The sequence below is a fragment of the Streptomyces kryoterrae genome (genome assembly GCF_054072135.1).
Genome location: NZ_CM133358.1, coordinates 265754 through 284956, shown reverse-complemented (window position 1 = coordinate 284956; position 19203 = coordinate 265754). Strand labels below are relative to the sequence as shown.

Below are 19203 nucleotides of genomic sequence, written 5' to 3'. Positions count from 1 at the left end.
AGGGAAGCCAGAACGGAACGCCCGGCGGGGCTGGGGACACGGCGCGTGCCGTGCGGCATGCGGGAGGAACGTCATGGATGACAAGCGCAAGGCACTGCTGCGACTCCTGCGGGTGGCGGGTGGCGGCGGACCCCAGGCTCCGGAGGGGATCGCGGTCATCGGGCTGGCAGGCCGGTATCCCGGCGCCGCGACCCCCGAAGAGCTGTGGACCCGCGTGCACGACGGCGAGAACTGCATCGGGGAGTTCCTGCCCGGACGCGGGCACGGACAGCCGGAGACCGGCGTCGATCTGCCGGACCGCCGCTGGTGGGCGGGGCTGATCGACGACGCGGACGCGTTCGACCCGCTGTTCTTCGGCATCGCCCCCGTGGAGGCCGAGAGCATGGACCCGCAGGAGCGGGTCTTCCTGGAGACGGTGTGGGCGACGCTGGAGGACGCGGGCTGGCCGCCGCGCCGGCTCGCCGAGCAGAGCAACCCGGTCGGTGTGTTCGTCGGGGTGATGCACAGCGACTACGAGTGGATGGGCGGACGTGCCGCCGGTCTCGGTGTGGCCAACAGTGCCCGCTCCAGCCACTGGTCCATCGCCAACCGGGTTTCGTACATCCTGGACCTGCGCGGCCCCAGCCTCACCGTCAACACGGCGTGCTCGTCCTCCCTCACCGCCGTCCATCTGGCCTGCGAGAGCCTGCGCGCCGGGGACTGCTCGGCGGCGATCGTCGGCGGCGTGAACCTGATCCTGGACACCTCGCACCTGCGGACGCTCTCCGACGCCGGGATGACCTCACCCGGGGACAGCTGCCGTAGCTTCGGCCTGGGAGCGGACGGCTTCGTGGACGGCGAGGGCGTGGGAGCCGTACTGCTCAAGCCGCTGTCACGCGCGGTGGCCGACGGCGACCGCATCCACGGCGTCATCCGGGCGTCCGCCGTCAACTCCGGAGGCAAGACCGGGGGGTACACGGTACCCAGCCAGCAGGCCCAGGCCGAGGTGATCACGGCCGGCCTGCGCCGGGCGGGCATCGACCCGCGGACCGTCGGCTGTGTCGAGGCGCACGGCACCGGCACCCCGCTGGGCGACCCGATCGAGATCTCCGGCCTGGTCAAGGCGTTCCGCACGCGGATCGACGACGGCCTGGCGCAGGGGCTCACGCGGTGCGCGGTCGGCTCGGTGAAGTCGAACATCGGTCACCTGGAGTCCGCCGCGGGCATCGCGGGCCTGACGAAGGTGCTGATGCAGCTCAGGCACCGGACGATCGCGCCGTCGCTGCACTCGGCCGAGCTCAACCCCGACATCGAGTTCGCCGACGGGCCGTTCTACGTCCCGCAGGAGCCGGAGCCCTGGGAGCGTCCGGTCGTCGTCCGCGCCGACGGACAGCGTGTCGAACTGCCCCGGCGGGCCGGCGTCAGCTCCTTCGGCGGTGGCGGCGCCAACGCGCACCTGATCGTGGAGGAGTACCTCGCGGACGAGGCCGCGCCGCGCCCGCCGCGTAGCCAGGCCGGTCCGGAACTGATCGTCCTGTCCGCACGGGACGAGGTCCGGCTCCGTGAGTCGGCCGCCCGGCTCGCGGACTTCCTGGACGCGGCCGGCACCGCCGCGCCGCCCCCGGACGGGCCGGCCGTGCGCGACACGCAGGTCGAGGCCGCCTGCCTGCGGCTGGCCGCCGAGGCGCTCCAGGTCGGCGCGGACGACCTCGACCCGGTCACGCCGCTGGGCGAGTACGGCTTCCGCGCGGCCGAGCTGACGGTCCTCGCCGAGAAGCTCGAAGCGGAGTTCGGCAGGGGGCTGAAGCCGGGCCTGCTGACCGGCGGCACCACCGTGCGGGCTCTCAGCGTGCTGCTGGCCGGCTCCGGCTCCAACCCCGAGGCCGAGGCCGAGCAGATCCTGCTCTGCGACGTCGCCCACACCCTGCAGACCGGTCGCACGCCGATGGCCGCCAGGCTGGCGTTCCCGGCCGCCGACCTGGCCGAAGCCGGAGCCCTGTTGCGCGCGTTCGGCGCCGAGGGCTCGGCGGCGGGAGTGACCACCGGCCGGGTCGCGGCCCGCTACCGGCCCTCGGAGCAGGACCGGGAGCGGGTGAGCCGGGCCCAGCGGCAGCGGGATCTGGGGACGGTGGCCGAGCACTGGACGCAGGGTGCCGAGGTCGACTGGTCGGAGCTGCGCTCCGAGGACACCGCCCGCCGTATCGGCCTGCCCACCTACCCCTTCGCCCGGAAGCGCTACTGGCTGCCGGAGATTCCACCCCGCCCCGAACGGCTGCCCACCGGCCCCGCACCGATCACATCGCCGGAGGCGAGCGCCGAACCGTCGCCCATGGTCTGCTACCGCCCGACCTGGGTGCCCGCGCAGCGACCTGCCACCGCTCGTGACGAGCACACCGCGGGCCGTCTGCGGGTGGTGATCCTCGGCTCGGCCGACGCCGCGCGGCTGGCGGACGGCATAGCCGGACACCACCGCGACGACGACGTGCGGCTGGTCGACCTGGACCGCGACGACCTGGTCGCGGAACTGGCCCAGGCCGGCCCCGTGGACCGGGTCTACCACCTCGGCGGCATCCGGCTCTCGGCCACCGGCGCGGCCGGATCGCTGGAAGACGGCTACCGGCGCGGAATGCTCGCCCTGTTCCGGACCGCCCGGCACCTGGCAGACGGCGACGGGCGCCGAGTGCTGCTGAAGGTCGTGACCAACGACGCCGTGGGGGCGTTCGACGCCCCGGTCACCAACCCGTTCGCCGCCGGTCTGCACGGACTGGCCCGGGTACTGCCCAAGGAGAACCCCGAACTCAAGGCGGTCTGCCTCGACTTCGCGCAGCGCGAGACGGCCGGCACCGCCGCCTGGGACCGCTTGCTGGCCGCCGTGCTGGACGAGCCGTGCGACTCCTCCGGGCGGACCGTGCTCCTGCGCCGGAGTACGCGCTACGCCACCGCGCTCGAGCCGGTCGACCTGCCCGAGCCGCAGCAGCCGCCCTTCCGGGACCGCGGTGTGTACGTGATCGTCGGCGGCGCCGGCGGCATCGGCCGGGAACTCACCGTCCACCTCGCCGAGCGCTACCGGGCCCGGGTCGTGTGGATCAGCCGCAGCCCGCTCGACGCGGACCAGCGTGCCTGTGCGGACCGGGCGCGCGGGCTCGGTGGCGAGGTGCTGCACCTGAGGGCCGACTGCTGCGACACCGAGGCGCTGCGGGCAGCCGCCGCCGAGGTGAGCGCCCGCTTCGGCGCGGTCCACGGCGTCATCCACGCCGGCATGACCTTCGCCCCGAGCCCGCTGGCAGCACTCGACGACGAGGCGTTCCGTGCCGCGCTCATGGTGAAGACCGACGGCAGCGTGGCGATCGACCAGGTCTTCGGGGACCAGCCCCTCGACTTCCTGGCGTTCTTCTCCTCGGTGGGCGCGTTCGCCGGCACCGCCGGCAACGGCGCCTACAGTTGCGCCGCCGCACTGCAGGACGCCTACGCCCTGCACCTGGGCGGCCGGCGCGAGTACCCCGTAAGAGTCGTCAACTGGGGCTACTGGGGCGGCATCGGCTCGGGCGCCCGGCCCGGCCTGCGCGAGATCTTCCATGGCCTGGGCATCGGCGAGCTGTCGGTGGCCGACGGTCTGTCGGCCTTCCACCGGATCCTGGGCAACCCGCTGCCGCAGGTGATGCCGATCAGCGCCCGCGACTTCGCTCTGGCGGCACTGGGCACCGTTCCCGCACGGCCCGCCGTACCGAAGGCGGCGGCCGGCGGCCCGTCCCTCGCGCACGTGGCGGACGCGCTTGCGCGTACCCGCGCCGGCCGCGCCGACGACGTCGACAGCGTCCTCGCCGGTCACCACCGGCTCGCCGCCCTGTGCCGCCCCGCCGTGCTCGGTGTCTTCCGCCGGATGGGCGTCCTGCTCAACGCGGGGGACGGCTTCGACCGCCGGGAGCTGTGGAGCAGCCTCGGCATCCAGCCGAAGTACCAGCGGCTGTACGGCGCGCTGCTGAACATCCTGGGCAACGCGGGCTACGTGGAGTTCGACGGTGAACGGTGCCGCCTGCTGCCCGGCGCCCCCGCACGGATCCTCGGCCCCGAGGAACTCGACCCGGAGTTCGACCGGATCGCCGCGGACCACCCGGAACTGGCCGCCACGGTCACCCTGACCCGGCTCTTCCTGCGCTCGTACCCGCAGATCCTGCGCGGCGAGATCCGTGCCACCGAGATCATGTTCCCCGGCTCGTCCATGGCACTGGTGGAGAGCTTCTACAAGGCCAACGCGCTCTCCGACTCGTTCAACGAACTGGTCGGCGTCGCCGTGCGGTCCTACCTCGGGCAGCGACTGGCACGGCTCGCGCCCGGCGAGCGGCTGCGCGTCGTCGAACTCGGCGCCGGCACCGGGGCCACCACGGAGTCGGTCCTGCCGGTGCTGGCGCCCCACGCCGGCCAGGTCACCTACTGCTTCACCGACATCTCGCCGAGGTTCCTCGAAAACGCGGCGGAACGGCTGATCGGCGTGTTCGGCGACCTGGGCATGCTGGAGTACCAGGTGCTCGACCTGGAGAAGGGCATCGAGGCACAGGGGTTCTCCCCGGGGTCGTACGACATGGTGCTCGCCACCAACGTGGTGCACGCGACGCGCGACCTGCGGGCCACGCTCGGCAAGGCGAAGGCCTTGCTGAGGCCGGACGGCTGGCTCGTCCTCAACGAACTCACGGAGGTCTGGGACCACACCACGGTCGTGGGAGGGGTGCTCGACGGCTGGTGGCTCTTCGACGACGGGGAACTGCGCCTGCCGGACTCGCCCCTGACCGTTCCGGCCACCTGGCAGCGGCTGCTGCGTGAGGGGGGCTTCGAGCAGGTCGTGGTGGCGGACGGCCGTGGCCCGGACAGCCGGCCGCGAGGCCAGCACGTCATCGTCGCGGAGAACGGCGGGCCGCTCGGCGCCGAGCCGGCCGCCGCGCCGCGGGCCGGTGCGGCGCCGGTGTCCGAGCCCGTACAAGAGCTGTCCCGGACGGAGCCGGGCCCCGCCGAGACGCTGACGGCCCGACTGGCCGCGATCGTGGCGCGGGCTCTCAAGCTCGACGAGGCCCCGGACCCCGACCGGGCACTGGCCGACTACGGGTTCGACTCGCTCACCGGCATGAAGATCGTCTCCGGAATCACCGAGGAGTTCGGGGTCACCGTGTCGCTCGGTGACTTCTACGAGCACCCGACCCTGCGCGAGCTGTCCCGGCACTACACGGAGCAGGGGGTGTTCGGCCCCGTGACGGACACCGCCCCCGAACCGCCCGCGACAGCCGTGCCCGCCCCCCGGCCGGTCCCCGCCGCTACGGTCGCCGGCCCGGTCGGCGGTCCGCTGTCCGAGGGGCAGCGCGCGCTGTGGATCGTGAACCGGGTCGCGCCGGACAACGCCGCCTACAACGTCCCACTGGCCCTCTGGCTCGATCCGCGGGTCGACGCCGAGGCCCTGCGCGGCACACTTCAGGACCTCGTCGACCGGCACGAGGCGCTGCGCACGACGGTGACGGTCGAGAACCGGCAGCCGACACAGCACGTGGCCGCGCGGCAGGAGGCGGACCTCCGGCACGAACGCCTCGACAGCGCCGACGAGGAGGCGCTCCGCGAACGGATGCGGGCCGAGCGCGCCCGTCCGTTCGACCTGGCGGGCGGACCCCTGCTGCGGGTGACGCTCTACAGCCTGCCCGACGGCCGGCGCGCGCTGCTGGCCGTCGTCCACCACATCGTCTTCGACGGTGTCTCCATCGGTGTCGTCCTACGGGAGCTGGAGGACGCCTACCGTGCCCGGGTCGCGGGCACGGCCTGGACGCCGAGCCCGCCCTCCGCCCGTTTCGCCGACTTCGTGGCGTGGCAGCGGAACCTGCTGGCGGGCCCGGAAGGAGTCCGGCTGCGCGACTACTGGCTGAACCGGGTCACCGGGCCGGTGCCCGAGCCGGCCCTGCCCACGGACCGGCCCCGGCCGGCGGAACCCCGCTTCCTGGGGGCCAGCGTCGAAGGGCGGATCGACGCGGCGCTGGTCGCCCGCGCCAGGGCGTTCGCCGCCACCGAGCGGGTGTCGCTGTTCAGCGTCATGCTCGCCGGCTACTACGCGGTCCTGCGTCACTACGGCGACCAGGACCGGATACTGGTCGGCACCCCCACGGCCGGACGTCCCGGTGACCGGTTCGACGAGACGCTCGGCTGTTTCATGAACATGGTCGTCATCGACGGGCGCGTGCCGCTCGACCACACGTTCCGCTCCGTGGTCGCCGAGGTGCACCGGGACACCCTCGCCGCCCTGCAGCACGGCGAGTATCCGCTGATCACGCTGATCGAGCAGCTCCGGCAGGAAGGCCGGCTCACCGGCTCCGACCTCTTCAGGGCAGCCTTCTACTACCAGAACTGGGTACGGCCGCAGGAGCACACGGGGCTCGTCAACGGGATGGTCGGCGGCGTCCACCAGGAAGGCGAGTTCGACCTCACCCTGGAGATCGTCGAGGGGGAGGGCGACTTCCACTTCACGGTCAAGTACGACCGGGAGCTGTTCGAGCCGAGCACGGCCGCCGGCATCGCCGACCGGTTCGTCGCGGTCCTCACCGGGCTGATCGAGGACCCGGACCGGACGGTCTCCTCGGCCGGGTCAGCCAGGCAGGCAGGCCGGCCGGTCGCGGGCAGCCTCGCCCAGCTGCGGGTCCGGCGGCCGGCGAAGCCCCGGACCGAGGCCGACGAGGCGCTCGTCGGCCAGGTGGAGGCCAACCTGTCCCGGCTGCCGGGGATACGTCGGACAGCGGTCGTGGCACTGGAGGGGGCGGACGGCACGTTTCTCCGGGTGTTCTACCAGCCGGACCCCGGCACACCCCTGGACGGGTCCCTGCCGGAGCTGGTCCGGCAGCTGCTGCCGGCTCACCTGCGCCTCGACGCGGTCCTCCCGGTCGACGACCTTCCCCGCACCGCGGACGGCGACGTGGACCGCGCGGCACTGGCAGGCCTGTCCGGCGGCCCTGCGGCACCGGCCGATCAGACCCCGCGCACACCGGGCCCGGTGACGCCCGCCGTCCCGGATCCGGTCCGGACGGTGGACGAGGCGCCCTGCGGCGAGGTCGCCGGAAGGCTGGCCGTGGAGGTGGCCGCGATGGTCGCCCGGGCCGCGGGCCTGCGGCCGGAACAGATCGCCCCGGACATCCCGTTCGGCCAGTTCAGGCTGGACTCCATCCGGTTCACGGAACTGAGCCTGGAGCTGTCCGACCTGGTCGGCGCCGAGGTTCTCCCCACGGCGTTCTACCGCTTCCCCACCCTGTCCCGGCTGCTCCGCCATCTGGCCGACAACCACGGCGACGCCCTGGGAGCCCGGTACGGCGACGACCCGGCACCGACCGCTCCCACCGCGTCCGGACACGGCGAGGACGGCCGTGAACCGGAGCGCCGGCCGGACACCGCCACGGCGGTCCCGGCTGCCGAGGCCGTCACCCGCTCCAAGGACGTGGCCGTCGTCGGCATGGCCGCGAGACTTCCGCGGTCGGCGGATCTGGACGCCTACTGGGCACATCTCCTCGCCGGCCACGACCTGATCGAGGAGATCCCGGCCGAGCGGTGGGACTGGCGGGCGTACGACGGTGACTCCGGCACCGAGGAGAAGTCCCGCTCCCGCTGGGGCGGTTTCGTGCCGGACGTCGACAAGTTCGACGCCGCCTTCTTCGGCATCTCGCCCCGCGAGGCCGAACTGATGGACCCGCAGCAGCGGTTGCTCCTGGAGACGGTGTGGGCGGCCCTGGAGAACGCGGCCATCCCGCCGTCGACGCTGGCGGGCCGCAGGGTCGGTGTCTTCATCGGGGTCACGAACTCCGACTACGTCGACGTCCAGCGCGCGGCGGGCCTGGCCACCGAGGGTCACACCATCACCGGCGCCGCGCTGTCGGTCATTCCCAACCGGGTGTCCTATCTGCTGGACCTGCGCGGGCCCAGCATGGCGGTGGACACTGCCTGCTCGGGTTCGCTCACCGCGATCCACCACGCCGTCCGGGCACTGCGGGACGGCGAGTGCGACCTGGCCATCGCCGGCGGGGTCAGTCTCATCCTCAGTCCCAACCTCTACGTGGCGCTGAGCAAGAGCGAGATGCTCAGCCCCGACGGCAGGTGCCGGACCTTCGACGCGAGCGCCAACGGCTATGTCCGGGGCGAGGGTGTCGGGGTCGTCGTACTGAAGAACCTGACCGACGCCGTCCGCGACGCCGATCCGGTGGACGCGGTGATCAAGGCCGCCGCCGTCAACCACGGCGGCAGGACAACGTCGCTGACCTCGCCGAATCCCGGTGCCCAGACCGAGCTGCTCGTCGAGGCCTACCGTGCCGCCGGCATCGATCCGGCCACGGTCGGCTACATCGAGGCGCACGGTACGGGGACCGCGCTGGGCGACCCGATCGAGACGGCCGGTCTGCGCGACGCCTTCGCCGAGCTGTACGGCTCGGCCGGCCGGCCGGTGCCTGCGACGCCGACCTGTGCGGTCGGCTCGGTGAAGACCAACATCGGCCATCTGGAGGCGGCGGCAGGCATCGCCGGCCTGGTCAAGACCGTCCTGGCGATGCGACACCGCACCATCCCGGCCAGCCTGCACTTCCAGGAGCCGAACCCCTATCTGGAGCTGGCCGGCTCCCCGCTGTACGTCGTGTCGCAGACCACGCCGTGGCCCCGGCCCGTCGACAGGGAGGGGCGGCCCGCGCCGCGCCGCGCCGGGGTCAGTTCCTTCGGCTTCGGCGGCGCCAACGCGCACGTCGTACTGGAGGAACCGGAAGCGCCCGCCGTCCGCGAGGAGCGGTCGGTAGAACGGCTGTTCGTCCTGTCCGCCCGCACCGCCGAGGCGCTGCGGTCCTCCGCGCGGCGGCTCGCCGACCACCTCCAGGAGCACGAGGTCCCGGCGGGCGACCTCGCGTACACCCTCCGGGCGGGCCGCGACCCGATGGTCCACCGCCTCGCCGTCGTCGCGGGCAGCACCGCCGCGCTGCGCGCCGAACTCGACGCGTACCTCGCCGGCCGCCCGTCCGCCGTACGCGTCGGGCGGGCCGAGCGGAATCCCGCCGCGCACCAGACCGCCGCGCGCCAGGACCTCGGCGCGGTCGCGGCCGGCTGGCTGCGGGGCGCCGAGGTCGAATGGCCGGCCCCGCACCCGGGCGAGGCCGTACGCAGGGTGCACCTGCCCGCCTATCCGTTCGCCAGGACCCGGCACTGGATCGCTCCGGAGCCAGACCCGTCTGCTGCGGAGCCCGGCCCGTCGGCTCCGGAGCCGGCCGCCGAGGTCCCCGCGCCGCCCACGGCGGAGACGGTGGCCGCCTTCGCACCGGACTGGCAGCCGGCGCCGGCGATCCGCCGTGCCGCGCCGGCATCCGTCCTGGTGCTGGACGCCGGTTCGCGGGGCGCAGAGCTGAACACCGCACTGGCGGCGGCCGGACTGGCCGCCCGGCACATCGAACTGTCCGCAGGATTCGACGCCGAGGCCGCCGTCCGCGCCCTCCCGCCGGGCCCGGTGCACGTGGTGCAGCTCGCCGGTGACCACCCGGAACCGGACAACGCGGTGGAGTACGGCTTCCACGCGGCCACGGCCCTCCTGCAGGCCTGGCAGCGGGAGCGGCGCGGCCCGCTCGGCTATCTCTTCGTCCATCCCGACCCGGCCGCCTCCCCGGCCCAGCCGGCGATGGCCGCCTTCGGCCGCTCGGTGCGCCTGGAGCACCCTCTGGTGGACTTCGGCGTACTGGCGGTCGCGTCCGGGAGCCTGACCGACGCGGTGATCGCCGAACTCGGGGCCGAGCGCGAGGCCGAGGTCCGCGTCGGCGCCGAGGGCCGCATGCGCCGCGGGTGGCGGCAGGTGAGTCTGCCGACCTGTGCCGGTTCGGCGTTCACCGGCTCCGGTGCGCACATCGTCACGGGCGGCACCGGCGCCCTCGGCCTGCTGCTCGCCGAGCACATCGCCGCCGTACGGCACACCGCGGGAGTGTCCGACGGCGGGATCGTGCTGGCCGCCCGCGGCGTTCCCGGCCCCGAGGCCCGTGACCGTGCGCGCGCCATCGGCGCGGACATCGTGCGGGCCGATGTCGGTGACCCGGCCCAGGTGCGTGCGCTGATCGCCGGGGCCAGGCGGGCCCACGGCTCGGTCAGCGGCGTCCTGCACGCCGCCGGAGTGCTCCGGGACGGCCTGCTGCGGGGCAAGGAACGCGCCGACGCCGAGGCGGTGCTGGCCGCCAAGGTGCGGGGCACCGTACTGCTCGACGAGGCGACGCGCGACGAGCCGCTCGACTACTTCGTGGCGTTCTCCTCCGCCGCGGCCGTCTTCGGCAACATCGGCCAGACCGACTACGCCTTCGCCAACGCGTTCCTCGACCACTTCGCAGAGCAGCGGGAACGGCAGCGCCGCCAGGGCGACCGGCGGGGCCGTACCCTCGCCGCCGCCTGGCCGGTCTGGGCGGACGGCGGCATGCGGATCGACGCCTCGGCCCAGGAACACATGGCCCGGACGCTCGGCATGCGTCCCGTACCGACCGGGCCGGCCCTGGACGCCCTGGAACGGGCCCTGGCGGGCGACGCGCCGAGACTCCTGCTCACCCCCGGCGACCCGGAGCGTGTCCTGGCGGCCCTCGACGGCACGTCCACGCGCCCGAAGACCGCCACCCGCCCGGCCGCGGCGCCCGCCGATGACGTACGGGCACGCGCCGAACATCTGGTCCTGCGCCTGCTGGCGGCCGAACTGAAGCTCCCCGAGCGGGAGATCGCCCTCACGGAGCCCTTCGGGGACTACGGCGTGGACTCCCTGATCACCCTCAACCTGATCCGACGGCTCGGAGAACACGTCGGCCCGCTCTCGAAGACACTCCTGTTCGAGTACGTGACGGTCCGTGAGCTGGCCGACCATCTGGCCGCCGCCCACCCCGACGTGTTCGCCGCGGCCGGGTCACCCGCCACGGCGGTCCCCGGACCGGCCACGGAGCCGGTACCCGCCGCCCGTGCCGACGGCGACATCGCGATCATCGGTGTCGCGGGCCGCTACCCGGAGGCCGACGACCTCGACGAGTTCTGGCGGAACCTGCGGGCCGGCCGGGACAGCGTCCAGGAGGTGCCGGCCGACCGCTGGGACCACAGCAGGTTCTACGACGCCGACAAGGCGGCCACCGGCAGGACGTACGGCAAATGGGGAGGCTTCGTCCGCGACGCTGACCGCTTCGACCCGCTGTTCTTCCGCATGTCGCAACTCGACGCCGAGCACACCGACCCCCAGGAGCGGGTCTTCCTCGAGACGGTCTGGCATCTGCTGGAGGACGCCGGCTGCACCCGCGAGCGACTGCGCGGCACCCGCACCGGAGTCTTCGTGGGCCTGGCCTACGGCCACTACCAGCTGTACGGCGTCCAGGACGCGCTGCGCGGCAACGGCCTGGCGCCCACCTCGTCGTACGCCTCGGTGGCCAACCGGGTGTCGTACTTCTTCGACTTCACCGGGCCCAGCGTCGCCGTGGACACCATGTGTTCCTCCTCGCTCGTCGCCATCCACCAGGCCTGCCTGGCCATCCGCAACGGCGACTGCGACACGGCGGTCGCGGGCGGCGTCAACATCTCCAGCCACCCGGTGAAGTACCTCCAGCTCGCGGCCCGCGGCTTCCTCTCCGAGGACGGCCGGTGCCGCAGCTTCGGGGCGGGCGGCACCGGATACGTCCCGGCCGACGGCTCGGGCGCGGTCCTCCTCAAGCGCCTCGACGCGGCCCTCGCCGACGGCGACCGGATCCTGGCCGTGGTGAAGGGCTCCGCCGTCAACCACGGGGGTGAGGCCAAGGGCTTCACCGCACCCAGCCCGAGGGCACAGGGCGACCTTCTGCGGGCCGGGCTCGACCGGGCCGGACTGCGCCCCGCCGACCTCGACTACCTGGAGGCCCACGGCACCGGCACCGCGCTCGGCGACCCGATCGAGGTCTCCGGCATGCTGCGCGCGTTCCGGGACGACCTGCCCGACCGGCTGCCGATCGGCTCGGTCAAGTCGAACATCGGGCACGCCGAGGCCGCCGCCGGAATCGCGGGCGTCACCAAGGTGCTGCTCCAGATGCGCCACGGAGAGCTGGTTCCCTCGCTGCACGCGGACCGGCTCAACCCGGACATCGACTTCGCGGCGACCCCCTTCCACGTCCAGCGCGAGCTCGCCGGCTGGCCTCGCACCGTCCTCACGGACGGCACGGCACGGCCCAGGACCGCGGGCGTCAGCTCCTTCGGCGCGGGTGGCACCAACGCGTGTCTCGTCCTGCGGGAGTACCTCGGCGAACCGCGGACCCGGCACGTCTCCACCGGTCCGCAGCTGGCCGTGCTCTCCGCCCGCAACGCCGACCGGCTGACCGCGCAGGCCCGCCGACTGGCCGTACACCTGCGCGCCGAGGGTGCGCAGGCGGCACCCGAGGAGGTCGCGTGGACTCTGCAGTGGGGCCGGGAGGCCATGGAGCACCGGCTCGCGGTGGTCTTCCACGACCTCGCGCAACTCGCCGAGCGGCTGGAGGAGTTCGCCGTCGGCGCCGAACCGGCCAACAGCTGGACGGGAGTGGCGAACCCGCGCAGGCCGCTCGCGGCCGGCCCGCAGGCGGACGACCTCGCCGGGTACGCCGCCGCGTGGACGTCGGGCCGGCCGGTCGACTGGGCGGCCCTGCATCCCACGGGCCGGCCGCGCCGGGTGGCACTGCCCGGCTATCCCTTCGGCGGAGACCGGATCCGGCTGGCCGCGGCGGACGCCGAGCTGGCCGCCCTCGGCACCGGCGGGACCACGGAGGGACTGCTGCTCACCCGGCACTGGGTCCCCGCCGACCCGGTGGTCCGCACCGCACCACCGGCCCGGACCGCGGTGCTGGCCGCACCGGGCACGGAGGACCTGGCCGCCCGGGTCGCCGCCGCGCTGCCCCGGGCCGAGGTGCTCACTCGTGACCGGCTCGCCGCCGACCTCGCCGACCCGGGCGCCCGCTGGGACCGCTTCGACGCCGTGGTCGACCTGGCCGGCTGCGCCGATACGGACACCGATCCCGCGCACGCGCAACTGACCCCGTGGCTGGGCTGGTTGCAGCGCCTCGTCGACCACGGACGCGGCGGGCTGTGCGCCCTGATGGTCTCCCGGGACACCGAAACAGGCGCGCCCGGCCTCGGCGGCGCCGCCCGAGCCGGCCTCTACCGGATGCTCCAGAGCGAGTACCGCCATGTGCGCTCCCGCCATGTCCACGTGGAGCGGCACACCTCGGACGAGCAGCTGTGCCGGTGGGTGGCCGACGAACTCGGCATCGCCGGGCAACCGGCCGACATCGCCTACCGGGACGGCGTCCGGCACCGCTCGGAGCTGCGGGAACTGCCGGAGAGCCCGGACAACACCCCGCGCTTTCCGGACGGCCATGTGCTGTGGGTGACCGGTGGCACGCGCGGGATCGGACTGCTCACCGCCCGGCACTTCGTCGCCCGGCACGGTGTCCGCAAGCTGGTGCTCACCGGCCGCGAGGAACTGCCGCCGCGGACCGAATGGGCCGCGCACATCGCCGCGGACACCGAACTCGGCCGCAGGCTGCGCCCGCTCGCCGAGCTGGCCGACCAGGGGGTCGAGCTGGAGGTCCGCGCCGTACCGCTGGAGGAGAAGCAGGCGCTGGCCAAGACCCTGGCCGAGGTGAGGCTGAGGCTGGGGCCGGTCGGCGGGGTGATCCACAGCGCCGGATACACCGACTTCGACAACCCCGCGTTCGTACGGAAGCCGCAGACCGGCATGGCCCGGGTGATCGGCCCGAAGGTCTTCGGCCTCGACGCACTGGTGGAGTGCTTCCGCGACGAACCGCTCAGCCTGTTCCTGCTGTACTCCTCGGTCGCCGCCGCCGTGCCCGCGCTCGCTGTCGGCCAGAGCGACTACGCGCTGGCCAACGCCTACCTGGACGCGGTCGCCGAGGCACGCCCCTACGGGCTGCCACTGGTCAGCGTGCAGTGGCCGAGCTGGAAGGACACCGGTGCGGGCGAGGTGCGCAGCGCCGCCTACCGGTCCTCCGGACTGGCCGCGCTCTCCGACGAGCAGGGCCTCGCCTTGCTGGAACGGGCGATCGCGAGCGGCGCCCGGGTGGTGCTGCCCGCGGTGGTACGTCCGGACGCGGACTGGCGTCCAGGGCGGCTGACGGACCACCGCTCGCCCACCGCCGAGGCGGCGCCGGAGACCGCCGCACCCGGGACCCGCTCCGAGACGGCCCCCGGGTCCACCGCCGAGGCGGTCCGAGGCGCGGTCGGGTCGGCGGCCTCCTGGCTGCTGGACCGGCTCGCGGCGGAACTGCGGTTCGACCGGGCCGCGTTGGCGGGCGATGTGCCGATCCAGGACTACGGCATCGACTCGATCCTGATCGCCCAGCTCGTCCAGACCGCCGCCAAGCGACTCGACGTGGCGCTCGACCCGTCGGCGCTCCTGGAACACCCGACCGCCGACGGGTTCGCCGAGTACCTCGCCGAGAAGCACGAGGAGAACCTGCTGGCGGCCTTCGGCGGTGAGGCCGCCGCGGACACCCCGGCCTCCGCCGCACGGGCTGCCGTGGCCCCCGCCCCGCCCCTCGCGCAGCCGGCCCGTACCACCGCGGACATTGCGGTGATCGGCCTGTCCTGCCGGTTCCCGGAGGCCCGGTCCGCCGGGGAGTACTGGGAACTTCTGCGGGAGGGCCGGTCGGCGCTGCGCCCGGTCCCCGACCGGCGCTTCGGCAGGCCGCTCGGATACCACGCCGGCCTCTTGCCGGACATGCTGAGCTTCGACCCGGAGTCCTTCCTGCTGTCCGGGCCGGATGTCGCGGCCATGGACCCGCAGGCGCTGCTGCTCCTGGAGGAGGTGCACAACGCCGTCCACCACGCCGGATACGAGCCCGCCGAGCTCAAGGGCCGCCGGATCGGGGTGTACGTCGGCGGGCGGGCCACACACACCCCGGACGCCACGCGCCTGGAGCGGGCGGCGAACCCGGTGGTGGTCACGGGCCAGAACTATCTCTCCGCCAACGTCTCCCAGTTCTTCGACTTCCGGGGGCCGAGCCTGGTGGTCGACACCGCCTGCTCCTCCGCCCTGGTGGCGATGGACGCCGCTGCCCAGGCACTGCGCTCGGGTGACATCGAGTCGGCCGTGGTCGCCGGGGTCAGCCTGCTCAGCGACGACCGGCCCTACCAGGTGTTCGGACAGCGGGGCCTGCTCAACCCCGGTACGGAGTTCCATGTCTTCGACCGCCGGGGGGCCGGCGTGGTGCTCGGCGAGGGGATCGGCGTCGTCGTCCTCAAACCCCTCGACAGGGCGCGGGCGGACGGAGACCAGGTGCTCGCGGTCCTCAAGGGCATCGCCGTCAACAACGACGGCCGGACCGCCGGCCCCGCCACCCCCAACCTGGAGGCGCACAAGGAGGTGATGACCGAGGCGCTGACGCGCAGCGGCCTGTCGCCGCGGGACGTCGGATGGATCGAGGCCAACGGCTCCGGCTCGGCCGTCACCGACCTGCTGGAGCTCAAGGCGGTGGAGGCGGTCTACCGGGCGGGCTCGGCGCAGCCGGTGGCCCTCGGCTCGGTCAAGCCGAACATCGGCCACCCCCTGGCCGCGGAGGGGATCGCCTCGTTCATCAAGGTCGTCCTGATGCTGCACCACCGGCAGCAGGCGCCGTTCGGCTCCGGGCAGGAACCGCTGGAGCACTTCGACCTCGATGCCTCGCCGCTGTACTTCCCGCGGCGGGCCGAGCCATGGCCGGCCACGGCCGAGGCCGCCGCCGTGAGCTGCTTCGCCGACGGCGGCACCAACGCGCACCTGGTGCTCACCCCCGCCCCCGCAGGTCACCGACACAGCCGTGCGCCACTGCCGGGACCCGAGTGGGCCCGCAGTGTCGTCATCCGGGGGGCGGCCGAGCCCACAAGGTCCGGAGCGGGGCTCTTCTGGCACGACCACCGGGCGGTGGTGCCGACGGCCGGACCGGGCGCACAGCCGTTCTGGAACGACTACCGGGCCACTGCGACCAGGGAGACCCGGAGCCATGGCCGTTGACACTCCCACGCAACCCCTGCCCGTCGTCTTCATGTTCTCGGGCCAGGGCTCGCAGTACTACCGGATGGGCGAGGAACTCCTCGCCGGTGACGAGGTGTTCGGCGCGGCGCTGCGCCGCTACGACGCGGTGGTCGCCGAGGAACTGGGCGAATCCGTGCTCGCACGGGTCTTCGACCCGTCGAAGCGCAGGAGCGAGCCGTTCACCGACACCAGGTTCACCCATCCGGCGATCGTCATGATCGAACTCGCGCTGGCCGAGTCTCTGCGGGCGGCGGGCGTCGAGCCCGACCACCTGATCGGCTGCAGCCTCGGTGAGTACGCGGCGGCCACCCTGTCCGGCAGCCTCGATGCGAGCGACTGCATGCGGCTGCTGGTCGGACAGGCCGCCGCCCTGCGAAAGGGCCCCCGCGGCGGCATGCTCGCCGTGCTCGCCGGGCCGGACGTCCTGGACCGGGTGCCCGCACTGCGCGAGTGCGAGGTCGCCGCCCGCAACCACCCGGGCCACTTCGTGGTCTCGGGCACCGAAGAGGCGGTGGCCCGGGCCGAGTCCGCGCTGCGCGCCGCCGATGTGGCGCACCAGCGGGTGGCGGTGGAGTACGGCTACCACTCCGCCCTGATGGACCCCGTCCTCGCCGAGTGCCGCAGCGCCCTCGAACGAACGCGGTTCGCACCGCCGCGCATCCCCTGGGTGTCCTGCGTCGACGGACACCTGGTCGAGCGGCCGGACGCCGATCACTTCCGGCGGGTGGTCCGTGAGCCCATCGCGTTCGAGCGCACCATGGCCGCCATGCGCGACCGGGGCGACTTCCTCTACCTCGACCTCGGCCCCTCGGGCACCCTCGACACCTTCGTGCGCGGCAACGCACCGCCAGGGACACGCTCCAGGTCGCTGTCCCTGCTCAGCCCGTTCGGCCACGACCCCGATGTGCTGGCGAAGGTCCGCACCCTGACCACCAGACGCCCGCCGGACACGCGCAGGACACCGAGGAAGGCACAGCGCATGAAGGTCTACGGTTTCCCGGGCCAGGGCTCACAGCGGCGAGGGATGGGCGCGGAGCTGTTCGAGAGGTTTCCCGAACACACGGCGGTCGCCAACCGGGTCCTCGGCTACTCGATCCGGGAACTGTGCGTCGAGGACCCCGAACGCCGGCTCGGCCGCACCGAGTTCACCCAGCCGGCGCTCTACGTGGTGAGCGCCCTGGCCCATCTGGACCGGGTGGCTTCGGACCCGGTGCCGGCGGACTACCTGGTCGGTCACAGTCTCGGTGAGTACGCGGCGCTGTTCGCCGCGGGCGTCTACGACTTCGAGACCGGACTGAGGCTGGTGCGCAGACGCGGTGAGCTGATGGCCGCCGCCGACGGCGGCACGATGGCCGCGGTCGTCGGGACCGACGAGGCGACCGTCGACCGGGTGCTCGCCGAGCCTGGTCTCGACGGCCTCGACCTGGCCAACCACAACGCCATGGACCAGTTCGTGCTCTCCGGCCCGGTGGAGCGGATCGACGCCGCCTGCGCCGCCTTCGACGCCGTGGGCGCCCGCACCGCCCGCCTCAATGTCAGCGCGCCGTTCCACTCCCGGTACATGCGCGGCGCCGCCGAGGAGTTCGCCCGCTTCCTGGACGGGTTCACCCTGCGCCCACCCGCCGTCCCCGTACTGGCCAACGTGGACGCGCGGCCGTACCGCCCCGAAGCGCTCAAGCAGACGCTGACGGCACAGATCGTCTCGCCGGTGCGGTGGACCGAAACCGTGCGCACCCTGATGGGGCACGGCGACTTCGAGTTCGTCGAACTCGGCCCCGGCGAGGTGCTCACCAAACTGGTCGCCCGGATCAGACAGGGGGCCGAACCGCTGCCGGTTCCCGCGTCCCGCCCGGATCCGGCCCCCCGCACCGCCGCCCCGGAGGTTCCTCCCGGGATCTCGGTCGAGGCCGACGGCCTGGGCGCCCGGAGCTTCCGCGAGCGGTACGGGTTGCGGCGCGCCTATCTGGTGGGGTCGATGTACGGCGGGATCTCGGGCCCGGCGATGCTTCGCGCGGCGGCCAAGGCGGGCTTCCTGGCGTTCCTGGGGACCGCCGGTCTCACCCTGCCCGAGGTGGACCGTCAACTGCGCGACCTGGCCGACGACCTGGGCCCGGGCGGCACCCTCGGGGCGAACCTGCTGCACCGGCACGGCGCACCCGAAGAGGAGTCCGCGCTGGTCGACCTGTTCCTCCGGCGGGGTGTGAACGTCGTGGAGGCCTCCGGCTTCCCCCTGATCACCCCGGCGCTGGTGCGGTTCCGGCTCGGGGGCGGACGGATCCTGGCAAAGGTGACCAGGACCGACCTCGCCGCCGAGTTCCTCGCGCCGGCCCCGCGGCAACTGGTCGAGCGGCTGCTCGCGGCCGGGGAGGTCACCGAGGCTCAGGCCCGTGCCGCCGCGGGCCGGCCCATGGCGGACGACCTGTGCGTCGAGGCGGAAGGCGGCTGGCTCACCGGCGCGGCCGACCTGCTGACCCTGCTGCCCGCCGTGCTGCGGCTGCGGGACGCGACCGCCCTGCCCGGGCAGCGCGTGCACGTCGGATGCGCGGGCGGCATGGGCACCCCGGAGGCGGCCGCCGCGGCCTTCCTGCTCGGCGCCGAGTTCGTGCTGACCGGTTCGGTCAACCAGTGCTCGGTGGAGGCCGCCACCAGCCCCGCGGTGAAGGACATCCTGCAGGAGGCCCACGAGTACGACGTGGTGACCGCGCCCTGGGCCGAGATGTTCGACCTGGGCGTGCGGGCCCGCTACCTGCGGCGCGGCCTGCTGTTCCCAGCACGGGCCGGCAAGCTGTACGACCTCTGGCGTGCGCACGCCTCTCCGGCCGCACTCGACGACGCCACCAGGACCCGGTTGTTCGACCGTTATCTGGGCGGCGAGGCGCCCATGGGCGCCTCGCCCACCACGGACCCGAAGGCGGAGCTGGCGGCCCTGTGCCGCGGCTATTCCGAGCGCGGCCACCGACTCGCGGTGACGGGCGACACGCGGTCCACGGTCGACTATCTGGTCCACTGCGGCCCCGCGATGGGCGCGTTCAACCAGGTCGTCGCCGGCACCACCCTGCAACCCTGGCGGGTCCGCACGGTCGAGGCGATCGCCGACACCCTCATGGAGGGCGCGGCGGCGCACATCACCTACCGGCTGCGTTCCGCCGGCGCCGCTTCGCCATGTCCCAGCTGATCCTTTCCCGCCCCGACCGTGCCGCCGG

The 19203-nt window shown here is 73.7% G+C and carries 2 protein-coding genes; both read left to right on the top strand.

What is annotated here, in order from left to right:
• Positions 1 to 73 precede the first annotated feature (73 nt).
• A complete protein-coding gene (locus ACW4TU_RS00855; protein ID WP_457423551.1) occupies positions 74 to 15979 on the top strand; it encodes an SDR family NAD(P)-dependent oxidoreductase in 15906 nt (5301 codons plus the stop codon).
• A complete protein-coding gene (gene fabD / locus ACW4TU_RS00850) occupies positions 15969 to 19175 on the top strand; it encodes an ACP S-malonyltransferase (protein WP_457423549.1) in 3207 nt (1068 codons plus the stop codon). Before ACW4TU_RS00855 ends, fabD begins: the two co-directional genes overlap by 11 nt.
• The last annotated feature ends 28 nt before the right edge of the window (positions 19176 to 19203 follow it).

Bases quoted from the DNA above. Each gene is read 5' to 3' on its own strand.
- ACW4TU_RS00855 (WP_457423551.1), top strand. From the start codon at position 74: ATGGATGACAAGCGCAAGGCACTGCTGCGACTCCTGCGGGTGGCGGGT.
- fabD (WP_457423549.1), top strand. From the start codon at position 15,969: ATGGCCGTTGACACTCCCACGCAACCCCTGCCCGTCGTCTTCATGTTC.